Below are 19,338 nucleotides of genomic sequence, written 5' to 3'. Positions count from 1 at the left end.
TTACGCTGGGTACTCTACTACCAGCCGACGAGGCGCGACACGGCCTTCGTCGTCAATTTCGCCCATACCGATAAATTTATCGTCTTCACCTTCCGTCACACGAACCAGTCCCTTCAACGGCGCGCCCGTGGTACGAACCGGGTTGCCATTTTTGAAGTATACCGAAGATGTTAACGGCAGATTAACAACAGGGTAGTCCGAAGCTGGACTGTCCATTGGCATCAATAATGGATCGAGCAACTGCGCCGCCGGAACGCCCTGCTGCTCCGCCTGTGCTACCAGCGTCTGCAAATGCTCCAGCGTCACCATACGATCCACCGGATACTTGCTGACCGTCAGACGACGCAGGTAGGTTACGTGCGCGCCACAGCCCAGTTTCTCACCTAAATCATCAATAATGGTACGAATATAGGTGCCTTTGGAGCAATGAACTTCCAGCTCCAGCTCGTTACCTTCATGGCGAATAAACAGCAGCTCATAGACGGTAATCGGGCGGGCTTCGCGCGGCACTTCGATACCCTGGCGGGCATATTCGTACAGCTTCTTGCCCTGATACTTCAGCGCCGAATACATCGAGGGAATCTGTTCGATATCCCCACGAAAGGTCTCCAGCGCGCTCGCAAGCTGCTCAGCGCTGAAAGTCACCGGACGCTCCTGCACGATTTGACCATCGGCGTCAGAGGTATCCGTGCGCTGCCCCAGACGGGCAATAACACGATAGCGTTTGTCAGAATCCAGCAGGTACTGCGAAAATTTTGTCGCTTCGCCGAGGCAAATCGGCAACATGCCGGTCGCCAGCGGGTCCAGCGCGCCGGTATGCCCGGCGCGGTTGGCATTGTAGATGCGCTTAACTTTCTGCAGCACGTCATTGCTGGACATACCCTGCGGCTTATCCAGCAGCAGAACGCCGTGAATGTCGCGGCCACGACGACGAGGACGACTCATCAGTCCTCCTTGCTGTCGTCCGGGTTCACACGACGTTCTTCGTCATGTTTCACCACGTTAGTCACCAGGTTGGACATACGCATCCCTTCCACCAGCGAGTTGTCGTAGAAGAAGGTCAGTTCCGGCACGATGCGCAGACGCATCGCTTTACCCAGCAAGCTGCGGATGAAACCAGACGCTTCCTGCAGGGCCTTAATGCCGTTTTTCACAGCCGCTTCGTCCTGATCGTTGAGGAACGTCACGAATACTTTGGCGTATGCCAGATCGCGGGACATTTCAACACCCGATACGGTGGTCATCATACCTACACGTGGATCTTTGATTTCGCGTTGCAGGATGAGCGCGATCTCTTTCTGCATCTCTTGCGCTACGCGCTGAGGGCGACCAAATTCTTTCGCCATAATAAATTCTCCAGAATAAAGACAAAAAAGGGGCCATAAGCCCCTTTTTAAATTTCTTGCCGGGTGGCGCTTCGCTTACCCGGCCTACGCCTAATCATCTTCTAAGGATTTTGGATTGCAACAAGGCGGCAAGCTCGTAAATCCCCGGGAGCATAGATAACTATGTGACCGGGGTGAGCGAGCGCAGCCAACGCCGTTGCGGCCCAAAAGACGACGAAGATTAAGCGATGGTACGTTGGATCTCGATAATTTCGAATACTTCGATCATATCGCCAACGCGAACGTCGTTGTAGTTCTTCACGCCGATACCACATTCCATGCCGTTACGGACTTCGTTAACGTCATCTTTGAAGCGGCGCAGGGATTCCAGCTCGCCTTCATAGATAACCACGTTGTCGCGCAGAACGCGGATTGGGTTATGACGTTTAATCGTACCTTCGGTAACCATACAGCCCGCGATCGCGCCGAATTTCGGCGATTTGAACACATCGCGCACTTCAGCCAGACCGATGATCTGCTGTTTCAGTTCCGGAGACAGCATACCGCTCATCGCCGCTTTCACTTCGTCGATCAGGTTATAGATGACGGAGTAGTAACGCAGATCCAGGCTTTCAGATTCGATCACTTTACGCGCAGAGGCATCGGCACGAACGTTGAAGCCAACCAGAATGGCGTTGGATGCCGCAGCCAGGGTCGCGTCGGTTTCGGTGATACCACCTACGCCAGAACCGATGATCTTCACTTTCACTTCGTCGGTAGACAGTTTCAGCAAGGAGTCGGAGATCGCTTCCACAGAACCCTGTACGTCGGCCTTCAGCACGATGTTCACTTCGTGAACTTCGCCTTCGGTCATGTTGGCGAACATGTTCTCGAGTTTAGATTTCTGCTGACGAGCCAGTTTAACTTCACGGAATTTACCCTGACGATACAGAGCAACTTCACGCGCTTTCTTCTCGTCACGAACGACGGTCACTTCGTCACCGGCAGCCGGAACACCGGACAGGCCGAGGATTTCCACCGGAATGGACGGACCCGCTTCCAGCACTTCCTGACCCAGTTCGTTACGCATCGCACGCACGCGACCGTATTCGAAGCCACACAGCACGATATCGCCCTTATGCAGCGTACCTTCACGAACCAGCACGGTAGCCACCGGACCACGACCTTTATCCAGGAAGGATTCGATCACCGCGCCGCTCGCCATACCTTTGCGTACCGCTTTCAGTTCCAGAACTTCGGCCTGCAGCAGGATAGCATCCAGCAGTTCGTCAATACCGGTACCTGCTTTCGCAGACACGTGAACGAACTGGCTCTCGCCGCCCCACTCTTCCGGCAGAATGCCGTACTGGGACAGTTCGTTCTTAACGCGATCCGGATCCGCTTCCGGCTTATCGATTTTGTTCACCGCAACCACGACCGGCACACCTGCCGCTTTCGCGTGCTGGATAGCTTCGATAGTCTGCGGCATCACGCCGTCGTCTGCCGCTACCACCAGAACCACGATATCCGTTGCCTGGGCGCCGCGAGCACGCATAGAAGTAAACGCGGCGTGACCCGGGGTATCCAGGAAGGTGATCATCCCGTTGTCAGTTTCAACGTGGTAAGCACCGATGTGCTGGGTAATGCCGCCCGCTTCGCCAGAGGCTACTTTCGTGGAACGAATGTAGTCCAGCAGAGAGGTTTTACCGTGGTCAACGTGGCCCATGATGGTCACAACCGGTGCGCGCGGTTCAGCCGCAGCGCCGGTATCACGGTCGCTCATTACCGCTTCTTCCAGTTCGTTTTCACGACGCAGGATAACTTTGTGGCCCATCTCTTCGGCAACAAGCTGTGCGGTTTCCTGGTCGATGACCTGGTTGATGGTGGCCATGGCGCCCAGCTTCATCATCGCTTTGATGACCTGAGAACCTTTCACCGCCATCTTGTTCGCCAGTTCGCCAACGGTGATGGTTTCACCGATCACCACGTCACGGTTAACGGCCTGAGCGGGCTTCTGGAAGCCTTGCTGTAAAGAAGACCCTTTACGCTTGCCGCCTTTACCGCCGCGAACCGCAGCACGCGCTTCTTCGCGATCGGCTTTGGATTCGGCATGTTTGCCTTTTTTCGCCGGACGCGCCGCTTTTGCATTACGGCCACGACCACGACCGCCTTCTACTTCACGATCGTTTTCGTCTTCGGCCTGGCGCGCGTGCTGAGAAGTGGTGACATGATAGTCACTGGTGTCTTCTACTGGCTCAGGCGTTGCGGTCCATTTGTTTTCTTCCGCCATGCGGCGAGCTTCTTCTGCTACACGACGCGCTTCTTCCTCGAGTTTGCGACGTGCTTCTTCTTCCGCTTTACGCTTCAGCTCTGCAGCTTCATTCTCACGGCGGGCTTTTTCGGCCTGGGCGGTTTTGGTCATATCGTCAGTCTGTTGATTGCTCACTTTGTCTTTTTCCGCAGCTTCACGTTTCGCTTTTTCAGCGGCTTCACGCTTAGCTTGTTCTGCGGCCTCGCGTTCAGCTTTTTGTTGCGCCTCGCGTTTGGCCTGTTCTTCTGCCTCACGACGGGCTTGCTCTTCCGCTTCACGCTGCGCCTGCTCTTCCGCGGCCAGGCGTTCAGCCTCTTGCGGATCGCGTTTCACAAAGGTGCGCTTCTTGCGGACTTCGATTTGTACCGATTTACTTTTTCCACCGGTACCTGGAATGTTCAGGGTGCTGCGCGTTTTACGCTGCAGCGTCAGTTTATCGGGACCAGAAACCGCTTCGCGGTTCAGGTGCGCCAGTAAAGTCTGTTTTTCTTGTGCGGACACAGAGTCGTCAGCAGATTTCCGGATACCTGCATCAGCAAACTGCTGTACCAGGCGATCCACGGAAACCTGTCTCTCTGCGGCCAGCGCTTTTAGGGTTACATCTGTCATGCTGTTCCTTCCTGCTACAGTTTATTACGCTTCGTCGCCGAACCAGCAAATATTACGGGCAGCCATAATCAGCTCACCGGCTTTTTCGTCGGTCAACCCTTCGATATCAGCCAGATCATCAATGCCCTGGTCGGCGAGATCTTCCAGCGTACAAACACCACGAGCCGCCAGTTTGAAAGCCATATCGCGATCTAATCCTTCCAGATTCAGCAGATCGTCAGCCGGTTTGTTATCACCGAGGCTTGCTTCCTGGTCCTGCGCCAGAGTGGCCAGTGCGTTTTTAGCACGCTCGCGCAGTGCTTCAACGGTCGGCTCATCAAGGCCGTCAATTTCCAGCAGTTCTTTCATTGGCACATAGGCCAGTTCTTCGAGCGTGGAGAAACCTTCTTCTACCAGAACGGTCGCGAACTCTTCATCAATATCAAGATATTTAGTAAAGATCTCGATAGCGGCATGTGCTTCAGCCTGATGTTTAGCCTGCAAGTCATCAACGGTCATTACGTTGAGTTCCCAGCCGCTCAATTGCGAAGCCAGGCGGACGTTCTGACCATTACGTCCGATCGCCTGCGCCAGATTACCGGCTTCAACGGCGATATCCATGGTATGTTTATCTTCGTCCACCACGATAGACGCGACGTCTGCCGGCGCCATCGCATTAATGACGAACTGCGCCGGGTTATCATCCCACAGCACGATATCGATACGCTCACCGCCCAGTTCGGTAGAGACCGCCTGAACGCGCGCGCCGCGCATCCCCACGCAAGCGCCGACCGGATCGATACGTTTATCGTTGGTTTTCACTGCGATTTTCGCACGAGAGCCCGGATCGCGAGCCGCCGCTTTAATTTCAATCACTTCCTCGCCGATTTCCGGCACTTCGATGCGGAACAGTTCGATCAGCATTTCCGGCTTGGAACGGGTGACGAACAGCTGCGCGCCACGCGCTTCCGGGCGAACAGCGTACAGCACGCCGCGAATACGGTCGCCAGGACGGAAGTTTTCGCGCGGCAGCATATCTTCACGCAGAATCACCGCTTCAGCGTTACCGGCCATCCCTTCGGATTTAATTTCCAGAGAGATATTGTCGCGGTTCACTTTCTTCACCACGCCAGTGACGATTTCGCCTTCCTGGTCGCGGAACTGATCGACAACCATCGCGCGTTCAGCTTCACGGACCTTCTGTACGATAACCTGTTTCGCAGTCTGCGTGGTGATACGGTCAAAGGTGACAGATTCAATCTGATCTTCAACATAGTCGCCGACATTCAGGCTTTCGTCTTCAAAACGCGCCGCTTCCAGCGTAATTTCCTTCGTCGGCATGGTCACTTCTTCTACGATCAACCAACGGCGGAAAGTATCAAAATCACCGCTTTTACGATCGATTTCTACACGAACATCGATCTCCTGCTCATATTTTTTCTTTGTTGCTGTCGCCAGCGCACTTTCCAGCGCTTCAAAAATTTTTTCGCGTGGCAGCGCTTTTTCGTTGGAGACGGCTTCAACAACAGCCAAAATTTCTTTGTTCATCGCGGGCTTTTCACCTCATCCAGACTGTTAAAAGTGGGGAACCAGGTTCGCCTTCTGGATATTACTCAGCGCGAACACTTCATCTTTGCCTTCGACTGTGACGGTAATCATTTCACCGTCCACCGCTTTGATAATGCCCTGCCACTTGCGACGGTTCTGTACCGCCATGCGAAGAACCAGCGCGACTTCTTCACCCTGGAAACGCGCATAATGATCGGCAGTGAACATAGGACGGTCGAGACCCGGTGACGAGACTTCAAGGTTGTAAGCCACGGAGATAGGATCTTCAACGTCCAGCACCGCGCTTACCTGGTGGCTCACATCAGCACAATCATCAACATTGATGCCATCTTCACTATCAATATAGATGCGCAGTGTGGATGTGCGACCGCGAATAAATTCGATGCCGACCAGCTCGTAGCCTAAGGCTTCAACTGGCGCTGTAATCATCTCTGTTAATTTTTGCTCTAATGTGGACAAGCCCACCCCCAAGACATAAAAAAAGGGCCTAAAGCCCAGTTATTCTGTAGTCAGATAACAAAAAACCCCGATAAATCGGGGCTTTAGATAACTGAACCCTATAACCGCAACGGCGGTCTGGTGTACCTTCCGAAAGAATTTTTTTCAAATCCAGCTACGAAGGACATAATCTTCACAGTATATTTGAAAAAGAACTCTAAGGGAAAGTGGTTGCGGGGGCCGGATTTGAACCGACGACCTTCGGGTTATGAGCCCGACGAGCTACCAGGCTGCTCCACCCCGCGCCTGAAACGTGGCAAATTCTACTCGTTTTGGGCAAAATTTGCAAATACTGCTGGGATTTGGTACCGAGGACGGGACGTAAAATCTGCGCACAGTATAGTGACCAGGCATGAGTTATGTCAACCCTATTCCCAATATGCAGATGAATGAATACCACTCTTCGTTATACTCATCCCACCTCTCCGGCTTATACATGCATTTCACAACGTTATTTCAGTAAACCTTCACTAAACGCTTCCTGTCTCTGCTAAAAGATGATTAAATGAAAACTCATTTATTTTGCATAAAAATGCACTAAAGCAGAAACCGATCTCATTATCAGTCAATCAAGCAGGGTTCTATTCTATGACGACGATTCTTAAGCATCTTCCAGCAGGTCAACGTATTGGTATCGCTTTTTCCGGCGGTCTGGACACCAGCGCCGCGCTGCTGTGGATGCGACAAAAAGGAGCTGTCCCATATGCCTATACTGCGAATCTGGGACAACCGGATGAGGATGACTATGACGCCATTCCTCGTCGCGCAATGGAGTATGGCGCAGAGAATGCTCGCCTGATTGATTGCCGCAAGCAGTTGGTTGCAGAAGGGATCGCAGCGATTCAGTGCGGCGCTTTCCACAACACAACCGGCGGCCTGACCTATTTCAACACCACCCCGCTGGGCCGTGCCGTCACCGGCACGATGCTGGTCGCCGCGATGAAAGAAGACGGCGTAAATATCTGGGGCGACGGCAGCACCTATAAAGGCAACGATATTGAACGTTTCTATCGTTATGGCCTGCTGACCAACGCCGAGCTACAGATTTACAAACCATGGCTCGATACCGACTTTATCGACGAGCTGGGCGGCCGTCATGAGATGTCTGAATTTATGATCGCCTGCGGCTTCGACTACAAAATGTCCGTCGAAAAAGCCTACTCCACCGACTCCAACATGCTCGGCGCCACGCATGAAGCGAAAGATCTGGAGTTTCTTAACTCCAGCGTCAAGATCGTCAACCCGATTATGGGCGTGAAGTTCTGGGACGAGAGCGTGAAGATCCCGGCAGAAGTTGTGACCGTCCGCTTCGAGCAGGGTCACCCTGTTGCCCTGAACGGTAAAACCTTCAGCGATGATGTTGAGATGATGCTGGAAGCGAACCGCATCGGCGGCCGTCACGGCCTGGGCATGAGCGACCAAATTGAAAACCGTATCATTGAAGCGAAAAGCCGCGGCATCTACGAAGCCCCTGGGATGGCGCTGCTGCACATCGCTTACGAGCGTCTGCTGACCGGTATTCACAACGAAGACACCATTGAGCAATATCATTCTCATGGTCGTCAGTTGGGTAAACTGCTGTATCAGGGTCGCTGGTTCGACTCTCAGGCGCTGATGCTGCGTGACGGCCTGCAACGTTGGGTCGCCAGCCAGATTACCGGTGAGGTCACACTCGAGTTGCGTCGCGGCAACGACTACTCCATCCTGAACACGGTGTCTGACAACCTGACCTATAAGGCTGAGCGTCTGACCATGGAGAAAGGCGAGTCCGTATTCTCACCGGACGATCGTATTGGCCAGTTGACCATGCGTAATCTGGACATTACCGATACCCGCGAGAAACTGTTCGGCTACGCGAAAGCGGGTCTGTTAACCGCCTCTTCCGCGACCGGTCTGCCGCAGGTTGAGAATCTGGAAAACAAAGGCAAATAAGCCCGCGTCGTTGACGCAACAGGCCGCGAAAGCGGCCTTTTTTATGAACATCACCCCAGGTTGATGCAAATGGCTGATTTGCCGGTTAATCAAACTGGACAACATTTCGCACCCTGTCAAAGCATTGTGCAGCCATGTCTTTTTCAGTCATCATTATATAGTCAACGCCCCCGCCAAAATCCGGCCCAGCGACAGCCAGTAATGCTGTTGTAGAATGAATTTCTTCATCCCAGCTAAAAAGCTGTCGCCATCTTGTATCATTTTGATTCAGTTCATCTTCCACACTACGTTGGAGAGGAATTGTCCACCCTCCCAGAAGATCGCCGGAATAGCAGGCATCAACTCGATACGGGTTATCCTGTTCGTAATCACTTAACGCGTCATACCATGATTCATACGCTTTCTGCTGCGTAACGCTTAACCCCTCGCAGACTGACGGAACACTGATAACGGAAAGAGGTTCCAGGCACTCAACCTGTGTACACAATTGCCATGGTTCACGAAATTCAATCTTATTGTAAAAAGCCAGTAAGTCATCTGGCACAGCTAGCGTGCTTAATGTATCTACCTCAACATCGTGCCAGAAAACAAAGGGCTGCCGATCTTCCCAGGTAACATCGACAAAGAAGCTCAATAACCCCCGCCTGGGAAGCAGTGGATCAAACCCCGGGAGTAACGCCAGGTCACTCAAATTTAGTTGGGCAACGAAAGCAAGCGGAAAATCAACCAACTGATTCTCTATGCGGATGTCAGTTTCGGTTAATAACCGTTGCTGCACTGACCGATACTTCTCCTCATCAAAATCTTCCGCTGGCTGCCCAAGCAGCTTACGCCCTTCATTGAGCAGCTCATAACTCATTTTCATTTCATGAACAAACATGGCATTTCGCGTTTTTTCAGCTTTTAGCTTTAGCACGCGAGATGTGGCATTAACCGATTTTTTTCGTATAGGCCAGTTTTGTCCTAATGGCCAGTCGGGTAGACTGCCCAACCGCGATGCCCCCACCTTTACTATTTCCATATCCCGCAGACAACGTTTAAATGCAATAGCAGCACGTGCCTGTTGCACGACTTTCTCCTGAATAGCAGAGCTCAAATTGGATGTGCGCAATTCGGCAATCAATCCAGCACGATCGAAAAATAAACTCATTAATCTCTTCCTTAGATATTCGGCTCAGTGCAAAGGAAGATTAGATAAAACTACTTGAGAAAAAGATATGGAGGGGGATAACAGATACAAGCATTTCAGACTATAGCTGAACAACTACCGTCTTCAATGAACGAAGATGATCTCGTAATCGGTGGAGTTAACCTGACGCAGGGAGATCACCAGAGAGGACATACATGAGTATGTATGGAGGGCTATCTCAACGTATTGACGGGGCCATGCCAGGGACGCGTGTAAACTTGCTTCAACCTCCTCTCTGAGAGCAGTTTCAACAGACGAAAAAAAGACGCTTTTCAGCGTCTCTTTTCTGGAATATTGGTACCGAGGACGGGACTTGAACCCGTAAGCCCTATTGGGCACTACCACCTCAAGGTAGCGTGTCTACCAATTCCACCACCTCGGCACGGATACTGCTATTAGCGCGGGATATCGCTGGTCGGCTGGGCCGGTGCAGCAGGTTGAGTCTGCTCGGTCTTCGCCGGCGCGCTCAGATTTTCCCACTCGCTTCCTTTATTGGTTTTGTTGCTATTGATATTACCCAACACCAGACTGATGATGAAGAACAGCGTCGCCAATACCGCCGTCATTCGGGTCATGAAGTTACCAGAACCACTTGAACCAAATAGCGTAGCGGAAGCGCCTGCTCCGAAGGAGGCTCCCATATCAGCGCCTTTACCTTGCTGCAGCATGATCAGACCTACAAGGCCAATTGCCACAATAAGGAAAACAACTAAAAGAGCTTCGTACATAATCAACCTGTTCCTTGCGGAGTTGCCGCGTACCAATGCTTCTACCAATAAAGCGGGATTTTTACTGTTTCCCACTGAAGCGGGTGTGAATACTAACCAAAGCGAATGACCTTCGCAAGGGCAATTTAAGCGCATTGTATCAACTGCGGAAAAAAACAGCAAAAGCGTTGTTTTTTGCGGGCAGTAAGGCGGCAACCGCCGCCTTTTTAGTCACTTAAACGGCTTTTACCGCATCCGCGATACGATGGGCGAATGCCGTAACCTGCGCTTCATCCTCGCCTTCCACCATCACGCGAATCAGCGGTTCGGTACCGGATTTACGTAGCAGTACCCGCCCACGATTGCCGAGCGTGGCTTCTACGTCCGCCGTTACCGCTTTCACCGCTTCATTTTCCAGCGGATCGCCGCTACCAGCGGTGTAACGCACGTTAACCAGAATCTGCGGGAACATTTTCATACCGCTGCACAGATCGTGCAGACTCATATGATTACGCACCATCGCCGCCAGAACTTGTAGCCCCGCTACGATACCGTCGCCAGTGGTCGTTTTATCCAGCAGAATAACGTGACCAGAGTTTTCCGCGCCGATGCGCCAGCCTTTTTCCTGCAATTTTTCCAGCACGTAGCGGTCGCCCACTTTCGCCCGGGCAAACGGAATGCCAAGCTGCTTGAGCGCCAGCTCCAGCCCCATATTGCTCATCAGCGTCCCCACCGCGCCGCCGCGCAGTTGCCCCTGGCGCAGCCCTTCGCGCGCGATGATATACATAATCTGATCGCCATCGACTTTATTGCCTTCATGGTCAACCATGATGACCCGGTCGCCGTCGCCGTCAAGCGCGATGCCGAGGTCCGCCTTCTCCGCCAACACGCGCGCCTGCAACGCGCGCACGTCGGTCGCGCCCACTTCTTCGTTAATGTTGACGCCGTTTGGCTCACAGCCGATGGCGATAACGGTCGCGCCCAGCTCGCGCAACACATTCGGCGCGATATGGTAGGTAGCGCCGTTGGCGCAATCCACAACTACTTTCAGGCCGTTGAGGCTCAGTTCGTTCGGGAAGGTGCCTTTACAGAACTCAATATAGCGCCCGGCGGCATCGACGATGCGGCTCGCTTTCCCCAGCTCGGCGGAGTCTACGCAGGTGATCTCTTTTTCCATTTCGGCTTCGATGGCTTCTTCCACATCGTCAGGCAGTTTCGTACCATCGATAGAGAAGAATTTAATGCCGTTATCATAGAACGGGTTATGCGAAGCCGAGATAACGATACCCGCCTCCGCGCGGAAAGTCCGCGTCAAATAGGCGACGGCTGGCGTTGGCATAGGTCCGGTAAACGAGGCCGACAGCCCCGCAGCGGCAAGGCCCGCCTCCAGCGCGGACTCCAGCATATAGCCGGAAATACGCGTATCTTTACCGATAATGATTTTACGCGAGCCATGACGCGCCAGCACTTTTCCGGCAGCCCAACCCAGTTTAAGCACGAAATCAGGTGTAATGGGGGCATTGCCTACACGTCCGCGAATCCCATCGGTACCGAAATATTTACGATTACTCATAGCGTTTGTTTCCCTTTGCAGACAGAGTGGCTTCTACCACCCGCATCGCCTCTACGGTTTCTTTGACGTCATGGACGCGAATGATCTGCGCGCCCTGCATCGCGGCAATTACCGCGCACGCAAGGCTGCCGTTCAGACGGTCTGATGGTCCCACGTTAAGTAACTGACCAACCATCGTTTTACGTGACATGCCCACCAGCAGCGGCAGGTTAAAATGATGAAACTCACCCAGTCGCGCCAGTAAGGTATAATTGTGAGAGAGATTTTTACCGAAACCGAATCCGGGGTCGAGCAACAATTTCTCTTTTGCGATGCCGGCCTTCTCACAACGTGCTATTTGCTCAATAAAGTAGCGATTCACCTCGGCAAAGACATCGTCATATTTCGGCGCCTCCTGCATGGTTTTGGGGTTGCCCTGCATGTGCATAAGACTGACCGGCAAGCCGGTTTCCGCTGCCGCTTCCAACGCGCCGGGCTCGGAGAGCGAACGGACATCATTGATAATATGCGCGCCCGCCCTTGCCGCTTCACGGATCACCTCGGGTTTAGAGGTATCCACAGAAATCCACACTTCAAAACGTTGCGCGATTGCTTCCAGTACCGGAATAACGCGATCCAGCTCTTCTTCCACGCTCACTTCTGCCGCGCCTGGTCGCGTTGATTCCCCCCCCACATCAATAATTGTCGCCCCGGCATTCACCATTAAATTCGCATGTTTCACCGCCTCAATCAGCGTGTTATGCGCGCCGCCGTCGGAGAACGAATCCGGCGTTACGTTCAGGATCCCCATAACATGCGGATGAGTGAGATCGAGCGTGGCGCCCTGAGCGAAGAGTTTCATGGTCAAAATCCCTGTTTTATTTATGGTGAGTTAAAAAAAGAAAAACCCCGGGGCAAGCCCCAGGGTTTCGGTGAGCGCTAAACATAATGTTGTACAACAAACGCTTATTTGTCGCCCAGCTGCTCTGACATCGTGTTGCCCGGGTTCGGCGTGCGTGGTTCATCAACCGGACGCGGCGCCTGAGGCGTACCATTGCTGTCAGAGTTATTGGTGCCGTTTGGATCTTCCCAGCCCGCAGGCGGACGCACTTCACGACGCGCCATCAGGTCATCAATCTGCGGCGCATCGATGGTTTCATATTTCATCAGCGCATCTTTCATCGCGTGCAGAATATCCATATTGTCAGTCAGGATCTGACGAGCGCGATTGTAGTTACGTTCAATCAGCGCTTTCACTTCCTGGTCGATGATACGCGCAGTTTCATCAGACATATGTTTCGCTTTTGCGACGCTACGGCCGAGGAACACTTCGCCCTCTTCTTCCGCGTACAGCAACGGACCGAGTTTCTCCGAGAAGCCCCACTGGGTGACCATGTTACGCGCCAGGTTAGTCGCGACTTTAATGTCGTTCGACGCGCCGGTGGAAACATGCTCAACGCCGTAGATAATCTCTTCCGCCAGACGGCCGCCGTACAGCGTGCTGATTTGGCTTTCCAGCTTCTGACGGCTAGCGCTGATCGCGTCGCCTTCAGGCAGGAAGAAGGTCACGCCCAGCGCACGACCGCGCGGGATAATCGTCACTTTGTGCACCGGATCGTGTTCCGGCACCAGGCGACCGATAATCGCGTGGCCCGCTTCGTGATACGCGGTCGACTCTTTCTGCGCTTCCGTCATCACCATGGAGCGACGCTCGGCGCCCATCATGATTTTGTCTTTCGCTTTCTCGAACTCAACCATCGACACAACGCGCTTGTTGCCGCGTGCGGCAAACAGCGCCGCTTCGTTGACCAGGTTCGCCAGGTCAGCACCGGAGAAGCCCGGCGTACCGCGCGCAATGATCGCCGCATCAATATCCGTCGCTAACGGTACGCGACGCATATGCACCTTCAAAATCTGCTCACGACCGCGAACGTCCGGCAGACCGACCACAACCTGACGGTCAAAACGGCCTGGACGCAGCAACGCCGGGTCAAGGACGTCCGGACGGTTAGTTGCGGCGATAACGATGATACCTTCGTTACCTTCGAAGCCGTCCATCTCAACCAGCATCTGGTTCAACGTCTGCTCACGTTCATCGTGACCACCGCCCAGACCAGCGCCACGCTGGCGACCTACGGCGTCGATTTCATCGATGAAGATAATGCACGGCGCCGCTTTCTTGGCCTGTTCGAACATGTCACGCACACGAGACGCGCCGACACCGACGAACATTTCCACAAAGTCAGAACCGGAAATCGTAAAGAATGGCACCTTCGCTTCACCCGCAATGGCTTTTGCCAGCAGGGTTTTACCGGTACCCGGCGGGCCGACCATCAGGACGCCTTTCGGAATTTTACCGCCCAGCTTCTGGAAACGGCTCGGTTCACGCAGGTATTCGACCAGTTCCGCCACTTCTTCTTTCGCTTCGTCACAACCCGCGACGTCAGCAAACGTGGTTTTGATCTGATCTTCCGTCAGCATACGCGCCTTGCTCTTACCGAACGACATGGCGCCTTTGCCACCGCCGCCCTGCATCTGACGCATGAAGAAGATCCAGACGCCGATCAGCAACAGCATCGGGAACCAGGAAATGAAGATAGAAGCCAGCAGGCTTGGCTCTTCAGGTGGTTCGCCAACAACCTTGACGTTTTTAGTCAGCAGGTTATCAAGCAGCTTCGGATCATTAATCGGAATGTAAGTCGTGTAACGGTTACTATCTTTCTTGGTAACGTTGATCTCACGTCCGTTGATACGCGCTTCGCGAACCTGGTCCTGATTGACCTCTTGCAGGAAGGTAGAGTAATCCACCTTACGGCCATTAGACTCGCTGGGCCCAAAGCTCTGGAATACTGACATCAGCACAACGGCAATGACCAGCCAGAGTATTAGGTTTTTCGCCATGTCACTCAAGGGATTAACCTCTTATTACAACTGTGTTAAAAACAGCGTCAGGATACTCTATATCCAGTTTCTTTCAAACCTTACGTCTGAAATCTGCCGGTTATCACTTTCGCCCGGTCGCTACAATGTACACTTCACGCGAACGCGCACGCGAAGAGTCCGGCTTACGAACTTTAACCTTCGTAAACAGGGAGCGAATTTCCCTTAGATACTCATCGAAACCTTCGCCCTGGAACACCTTCACTACAAAACTTCCGCCTGGCGCCAGCACATCGCGGCACATCTCTAACGCCAGCTCCACCAGATACATGGCGCGGGGGATATCCACCGCCGGTGTTCCGCTCATGTTTGGTGCCATATCCGACATGACAACTTGTACTTTACTGTCACCCACGCGTTCCAGTAACGCTTTCATGACAAGTTCATCACGAAAATCGCCCTGAAGAAAGTCCACACCAACGATAGGATCCATAGGTAAAAGATCACAAGCGATGATGCGGCCTTTGCCGCCAATCTGCGTGACCACATACTGTGACCAGCCTCCTGGCGCAGCGCCGAGATCGACTACCGTCATTCCCGGCTTAAAAAGTTTGTCACTTTGCTGTATTTCATCAAGTTTAAACCAGGCACGGGAGCGTAGCCCCTTTTTCTGCGCCTGTTGAACATATTTATCGCTAAAGTGTTCCTGAAGCCAGCGGCTTGAGCTGGCAGAACGCTTTTTACCTGTCATTTAACTTTCCCGTCGGGGCAGTTCATCGTAGCCAATGGCGTAAATTTCTACACGCCTATTTGGCGATATAAGGGAGATGGCGGTAGAATGACCCGTTTTCAATCCCAACGTAAGCAAAAATATACGATGAATCTGAGTACTAAACAAAAACAGCACCTAAAAGGTCTGGCACATCCGCTCAAGCCTGTTGTTATGCTTGGCAATAATGGTTTGACCGAAGGGGTACTGGCCGAGATTGAACAAGCGTTAGAGCACCATGAACTTATCAAGGTGAAAATCGCCTCGGAAGATCGCGAAACAAAAACCTTGATCGTGGACGCTATCGTGCGCGAAACCGGCGCCTGTAACGTACAGGTCATCGGTAAAACGCTGGTGCTGTATCGCCCAACTAAAGAGCGTAAAATCTCGCTGCCGCGTTAAGGATATCCTAAAGTCGAACACAAAATCTGTGTAAAACGAGGGGTTTTCCACGAGCAGGAGAGCAAAATGCCACGCTCTCTCCGTTGATAAAAGGCCGCTATGCGGCCTTTTTCCTTTCTTTACAATACACCAACAATTTGCGTATTGAGTACTGCTTAAAGGTATTCCACTTTAAGCACTTCGTATTCCACATCGCCGCCAGGCGTTTTGATCACCACGACGTCATCCTGCTCTTTGCCGATCAGACCGCGAGCGATTGGCGAGTTTACCGAAATGAGATTTTGCTTAAAATCCGCCTCATCATCGCCAACAATGCGGTAGGTCTGCTCTTCGTCGGTGTCCAGGTTCAGCACCGTGACGGTAGCGCCGAAAATCACGCGACCATTGTTCGGCATTTTAGTGACATCAATCACCTGCGCATTCGACAGTTTTGCTTCGATATCTTTAATGCGCCCTTCGCAGAAACCCTGCTGTTCGCGTGCAGCATGATACTCCGCGTTTTCTTTTAAATCGCCATGTTCGCGCGCTTCGGCGATAGCGGCGATGATTTCAGGACGGCGCACAGATTTCAGAAAATCCAGCTCTTCGCGCAGTTTTTCGGCTCCGCGTAAGGTCATCGGAATAGCTTGCATTTGTTATACCTCTTGAACATTCCTGTAGGGGGCAATGAACTCTACCCCGGCTGCTAAGCCAGCCCCGGCATATGCCATACCAGGGTCAGAAGCAAAAAAACACCAACCCGGGCGCGCAGTCCCAGGTCAGCTACAATTTCCTCTTTGATAACCATTTTACCCTGGAGTTCCCTATGGGTCATCGTTTACTTTTTAGGGCGTTGCGCCGTAGTATGACGGCTTGTTTCCAGGGTGTTAGCGCGAGATTATGCGATTTTCCAGATTTATCATCGGATTGACCACCAGTATAGCGTTCAGCGTTCAGGCCGCGAATATTGACGAATACATCAAACAGCTTCCGGCCGGCGCCAACCTCGCGCTGATGGTGCAAAAGATTGGCGCGCCCGCGCCGGCTATTGATTATCATAGTCAGCAGATGGCGCTTCCCGCCAGTACCCAAAAGGTGATTACCGCGCTGGCGGCGCTGATTCAACTCGGCCCGGATTTCCGTTTTACGACCACGCTGGAGACTAAAGGCAACGTCGATAACGGCATCCTGAAAGGTGACTTAATTGCGCGCTTCGGTGGCGATCCAACGCTAAGACGTCAGGATATTCGCAATATGGTCGCGACGCTGAAAAAGTCCGGCGTCACGCAAATCGACGGTAATGTGCTTATCGACACGTCGATTTTCGCCAGCCACGATAAAGCGCCAGGCTGGCCGTGGAACGACCTGACGCAGTGTTTCAGCGCGCCTCCCGCCGCCGCCATTGTTGACCGCAACTGTTTTTCTGTGTCGCTTTATAGCGCGCAAAAACCAAACGATTTAGCCTTTATTCGCGTGGCCTCTTATTATCCGGTAACGATGTTCAGCCAGATACGGACTCTGCCGCGCGGTTCGGCAGACGCGCAGTATTGCGAGCTGGATGTTGTGCCTGGCGATTTGAACCGTTATACGCTTACCGGCTGTTTACCACAGCGCGCCGATCCGCTGCCGCTGGCCTTTGCTATTCAGGACGGCGCCAGCTACGCGGGCGCGATCCTCAAGCAGGAACTGAAAGAGGCCGGGATAACTTACCGCGGCACGCTGCTGCGCCAGACGCAGGTTAACGAGCCCGGAACGATCGTCGCCAGTAAACAGTCGGCGCCACTGCACGATCTGCTTAAGATTATGCTGAAAAAGTCAGACAACATGATCGCCGATACTGTTTTTCGGATGATTGGTCATGTCAGGTTTAACGTGCCTGGCACCTGGCGGGCGGGATCGGATGCCGTTCGCCAGATCCTGCGCCAACAGGCGGGAATTGATATCGGCAATACCATTATTGCCGACGGTTCCGGTCTTTCTCGCCATAACCTGATCGCTCCCGCCACGATGATGCAGGTGCTGCAATATATCGCCCAACACGATAACGAGCTGAACTTTATCTCTATGCTGCCGCTGGCGGGCTATGATGGTTCATTACAATACCGCGCCGGGCTGCATCAGGCGGGCGTAGACGGTAAGGTTTCAGCGAAAACCGGGTCACTGCAGGGCGTGTATAATCTGGCGGGCTTTATTACCACCGCAAGCGGGCAACGGATGGCATTTGTACAGTATTTGTCCGGCTACGCGGTTCCACCTGCCGATCAGCGTAATCGACGTATTCCGCTGGTACGCTTCGAGAGTCGATTGTACAAGGATATTTATCAGAATAACTGAGTGCATTATTGCCGGATGGCGGCGCTAACGCGTCTTATCCGGCCTACAACGAACATAATAAAACGGGCCGCAAATGCGGCCCGTTGGCTTTTATAGGCCGGATAAGCGTAAGCGCCATCCGGCTACGAGATTAACGTTTGTAGATGAACTCGACGCCTTCTTCGTCGTCTTCATCCCAGTCGTCATCCCAGTCATCGTCTGCGTCTTCTTCCACTTCAGCCAACTGCTGGCGATGATAATCGTCCCACATGAACTCGACTTTTTCCGGCTGTTTTGCTTCTTCAGCCTGCGCGATCGGATTCTCGATGATAAAGGTCATCACATCCCAGCAGAGATCTTTCACCCCTAGCTGACTGGCAGCGGAAATCAGATAGTATTTCCCTTCCCAGCCCAACGCTTCGGCGATCGCTTTCGCTTTCTCTTCCGCTTCGGTTTTATCCATCAGATCGATCTTGTTGAACACTAACCAGCGCGGTTTAGCCGCCAGATCCTGGCTGTATTTTTCCAGTTCGCCAATAATGATACGGGCGTTTTCCACCGGATCGGAACCGTCGATCGGATCGATATCAATGAGGTGCAGCAGTACGCGGCAACGTTCGAGGTGCTTCAGGAAGCGAATCCCCAGGCCCGCGCCTTCCGCCGCGCCTTCGATCAACCCCGGAATGTCGGCCACCACAAAACTCTTTTCGCTGTCCATACGTACCACGCCCAGGCTCGGCACCAGCGTGGTAAACGGATAGTCCGCGACTTTCGGTTTTGCTGCCGATACCGCGCGAATGAACGTTGATTTACCGGCGTTTGGCATCCCCAGCATCCCGACATCCGCCAGCAGCATCAGTTCCAGCAGCAGGTCGCGCTTATCACCCGGCGTACCATTGGTTTTCTGGCGCGGCGTACGGTTAACCGAGGATTTAAAACGGGTATTGCCTAACCCATGCCAGCCGCCCTTCGCGACCAACAGACGCTGACCGTGTTTGGTCATGTCGCCCATCGTTTCACCGGTTCCCTGGTCGATAACGCGCGTACCGACCGGCACTTTGATGGTCACGTCTTTACCGCGTTTACCGGTACAGTCGCGGCTCGCGCCATTCTGACCACGTTCAGCGCGGAACGATTTTTCAAAGCGGTAATCGATCAGCGTATTCAGGTTTTCATCGGCTTCCATCCAGACGTCGCCACCGTCGCCGCCATCACCGCCGTCCGGGCCGCCTTTCGGGATATATTTTTCGCGGCGGAAGCTCACACAGCCATTACCGCCATCGCCTGCAACGACCAGAATCGATGCTTCATCAACAAACTTCAT

16 protein-coding genes and 2 tRNA genes are annotated in these 19,338 nt (G+C 53.1%); 3 read left to right on the top strand and 15 right to left on the bottom strand.

Annotation, left to right across the window (positions count from 1 at the left end):
* The 6 genes from truB to NA330_RS04845 all read right to left on the bottom strand — a co-directional run bounded on the left by truB (nucleotide 1) and on the right by NA330_RS04845 (nucleotide 6,536).
* Nucleotides 1–945, bottom strand: coding sequence for a tRNA pseudouridine(55) synthase TruB (gene truB / locus NA330_RS04870; protein ID WP_000089674.1), 945 nt, complete (start codon nucleotides 943–945; stop codon nucleotides 1–3).
* Nucleotides 945–1,346, bottom strand: a complete 402-nt coding sequence (rbfA, locus tag NA330_RS04865; RefSeq protein ID WP_001040208.1) for a 30S ribosome-binding factor RbfA — start codon at nucleotides 1,344–1,346, stop codon at nucleotides 945–947. Before rbfA ends, truB begins: the two co-directional genes overlap by 1 nt.
* A 220-nt stretch (nucleotides 1,347–1,566) precedes the next feature.
* Nucleotides 1,567–4,245: a translation initiation factor IF-2 gene (infB, locus tag NA330_RS04860; protein WP_000133064.1), complete on the bottom strand. Its 2,679-nt coding sequence runs from the start codon at nucleotides 4,243–4,245 to the stop codon at nucleotides 1,567–1,569.
* A gap of 24 nt (nucleotides 4,246–4,269) precedes the next feature.
* Entirely contained in the window at nucleotides 4,270–5,772 is a 1,503-nt protein-coding gene (gene nusA, locus NA330_RS04855; RefSeq protein ID WP_001031038.1) for a transcription termination factor NusA, read from the bottom strand.
* A gap of 27 nt (nucleotides 5,773–5,799) precedes the next feature.
* Entirely contained in the window at nucleotides 5,800–6,252 is a 453-nt protein-coding gene (gene rimP / locus NA330_RS04850) for a ribosome maturation factor RimP (RefSeq protein WP_000105461.1), read from the bottom strand.
* 207 nt (nucleotides 6,253–6,459) lie between these two features.
* Nucleotides 6,460–6,536: transfer RNA gene (locus tag NA330_RS04845), tRNA-Met, on the bottom strand.
* Nucleotides 6,537–6,879: 343 nt separating this feature from the next.
* Between NA330_RS04845 and argG the strand changes: the two genes are divergently transcribed.
* Complete coding sequence (gene argG / locus NA330_RS04840; RefSeq protein ID WP_000207654.1) at nucleotides 6,880–8,223, top strand: argininosuccinate synthase; 1,344 nt, start codon at nucleotides 6,880–6,882, stop codon at nucleotides 8,221–8,223.
* An 85-nt stretch (nucleotides 8,224–8,308) separates the two neighbouring features.
* Here argG and NA330_RS04835 read toward each other — a convergent pair whose 3' ends face one another.
* From NA330_RS04835 to rlmE, 7 genes are all read right to left on the bottom strand, one after another.
* On the bottom strand, nucleotides 8,309–9,373 hold the full coding sequence (locus tag NA330_RS04835; RefSeq protein WP_023241657.1) for a YwqG family protein: 1,065 nt from the start codon (nucleotides 9,371–9,373) through the stop codon (nucleotides 8,309–8,311).
* Between the two features lie 334 nt (nucleotides 9,374–9,707).
* A tRNA-Leu gene (locus NA330_RS04830) sits at nucleotides 9,708–9,794 on the bottom strand.
* Between the two features lie 13 nt (nucleotides 9,795–9,807).
* Entirely contained in the window at nucleotides 9,808–10,140 is a 333-nt protein-coding gene (gene secG, locus NA330_RS04825; RefSeq protein WP_000272680.1) for a preprotein translocase subunit SecG, read from the bottom strand.
* Between the two features lie 214 nt (nucleotides 10,141–10,354).
* Nucleotides 10,355–11,692, bottom strand: a complete 1,338-nt coding sequence (glmM, locus tag NA330_RS04820; RefSeq protein WP_000071169.1) for a phosphoglucosamine mutase — start codon at nucleotides 11,690–11,692, stop codon at nucleotides 10,355–10,357.
* Nucleotides 11,685–12,533, bottom strand: a complete 849-nt coding sequence (folP, locus tag NA330_RS04815) for a dihydropteroate synthase (RefSeq protein WP_000764711.1) — start codon at nucleotides 12,531–12,533, stop codon at nucleotides 11,685–11,687. Before folP ends, glmM begins: the two co-directional genes overlap by 8 nt.
* 104 nt (nucleotides 12,534–12,637) lie before the next feature.
* The gene (gene ftsH, locus NA330_RS04810; RefSeq protein ID WP_001107481.1) at nucleotides 12,638–14,572 is read right to left on the bottom strand and encodes an ATP-dependent zinc metalloprotease FtsH; all 1,935 of its coding nucleotides are present in this window, start codon (nucleotides 14,570–14,572) and stop codon (nucleotides 12,638–12,640) included.
* A 103-nt stretch (nucleotides 14,573–14,675) separates the two neighbouring features.
* Nucleotides 14,676–15,302 carry a 23S rRNA (uridine(2552)-2'-O)-methyltransferase RlmE gene (rlmE, locus tag NA330_RS04805; protein WP_000145974.1) on the bottom strand — a complete coding sequence of 209 codons (627 nt, stop codon included), beginning with the start codon at nucleotides 15,300–15,302 and terminating at the stop codon, nucleotides 14,676–14,678.
* A 126-nt stretch (nucleotides 15,303–15,428) separates the two neighbouring features.
* On the opposite strand from rlmE, the gene yhbY reads away from it, so the two are divergent.
* Entirely contained in the window at nucleotides 15,429–15,722 is a 294-nt protein-coding gene (gene yhbY / locus NA330_RS04800) for a ribosome assembly RNA-binding protein YhbY (protein WP_001592995.1), read from the top strand.
* 155 nt (nucleotides 15,723–15,877) lie between these two features.
* On the opposite strand, the gene greA is transcribed toward yhbY, so the two are convergent.
* Nucleotides 15,878–16,354 (bottom strand): transcription elongation factor GreA, encoded by a 477-nt coding sequence (greA, locus tag NA330_RS04795; RefSeq protein WP_001148008.1) that lies wholly within the window; start codon nucleotides 16,352–16,354, stop codon nucleotides 15,878–15,880.
* A gap of 247 nt (nucleotides 16,355–16,601) precedes the next feature.
* Here greA and dacB point away from each other — a divergent pair, with 247 nt between their 5' ends.
* Nucleotides 16,602–18,035: a serine-type D-Ala-D-Ala carboxypeptidase gene (dacB, locus tag NA330_RS04790; protein ID WP_023241658.1), complete on the top strand. Its 1,434-nt coding sequence runs from the start codon at nucleotides 16,602–16,604 to the stop codon at nucleotides 18,033–18,035.
* Between the two features lie 130 nt (nucleotides 18,036–18,165).
* On the opposite strand, the gene cgtA is transcribed toward dacB, so the two are convergent.
* Nucleotides 18,166–19,338 carry an Obg family GTPase CgtA gene (gene cgtA, locus NA330_RS04785; RefSeq protein ID WP_000673556.1) on the bottom strand — a complete coding sequence of 391 codons (1,173 nt, stop codon included), beginning with the start codon at nucleotides 19,336–19,338 and terminating at the stop codon, nucleotides 18,166–18,168.

Source organism: Salmonella sp. NW722, assembly GCF_051702785.1.
GTDB lineage: Bacteria > Pseudomonadota > Gammaproteobacteria > Enterobacterales > Enterobacteriaceae > Salmonella > Salmonella enterica.
The sequence above is the reverse complement of the archived record's forward strand: the minus strand, read 5'-3'. Positions and strand labels throughout refer to the sequence as shown.

What these genes read in the sequence shown, in the direction of transcription:
- ftsH (WP_001107481.1), bottom strand. Translation starts at nt 14,572, where the DNA reads ATGGCGAAAAACCTAATACTCTGGCTGGTCATTGCCGTTGTGCTGATG.
- yhbY (WP_001592995.1), top strand. Translation starts at nt 15,429, where the DNA reads ATGAATCTGAGTACTAAACAAAAACAGCACCTAAAAGGTCTGGCACAT.
- truB (WP_000089674.1), bottom strand. Translation starts at nt 945, where the DNA reads ATGAGTCGTCCTCGTCGTCGTGGCCGCGACATTCACGGCGTTCTGCTG.
- NA330_RS04835 (WP_023241657.1), bottom strand. Translation starts at nt 9,373, where the DNA reads ATGAGTTTATTTTTCGATCGTGCTGGATTGATTGCCGAATTGCGCACA.
- infB (WP_000133064.1), bottom strand. Translation starts at nt 4,245, where the DNA reads ATGACAGATGTAACCCTAAAAGCGCTGGCCGCAGAGAGACAGGTTTCC.
- rlmE (WP_000145974.1), bottom strand. Translation starts at nt 15,302, where the DNA reads ATGACAGGTAAAAAGCGTTCTGCCAGCTCAAGCCGCTGGCTTCAGGAA.
- rbfA (WP_001040208.1), bottom strand. Translation starts at nt 1,346, where the DNA reads ATGGCGAAAGAATTTGGTCGCCCTCAGCGCGTAGCGCAAGAGATGCAG.
- secG (WP_000272680.1), bottom strand. Translation starts at nt 10,140, where the DNA reads ATGTACGAAGCTCTTTTAGTTGTTTTCCTTATTGTGGCAATTGGCCTT.
- folP (WP_000764711.1), bottom strand. Translation starts at nt 12,533, where the DNA reads ATGAAACTCTTCGCTCAGGGCGCCACGCTCGATCTCACTCATCCGCAT.
- nusA (WP_001031038.1), bottom strand. Translation starts at nt 5,772, where the DNA reads ATGAACAAAGAAATTTTGGCTGTTGTTGAAGCCGTCTCCAACGAAAAA.
- dacB (WP_023241658.1), top strand. Translation starts at nt 16,602, where the DNA reads ATGCGATTTTCCAGATTTATCATCGGATTGACCACCAGTATAGCGTTC.
- cgtA (WP_000673556.1), bottom strand. Translation starts at nt 19,338, where the DNA reads ATGAAGTTTGTTGATGAAGCATCGATTCTGGTCGTTGCAGGCGATGGC.
- argG (WP_000207654.1), top strand. Translation starts at nt 6,880, where the DNA reads ATGACGACGATTCTTAAGCATCTTCCAGCAGGTCAACGTATTGGTATC.
- glmM (WP_000071169.1), bottom strand. Translation starts at nt 11,692, where the DNA reads ATGAGTAATCGTAAATATTTCGGTACCGATGGGATTCGCGGACGTGTA.
- greA (WP_001148008.1), bottom strand. Translation starts at nt 16,354, where the DNA reads ATGCAAGCTATTCCGATGACCTTACGCGGAGCCGAAAAACTGCGCGAA.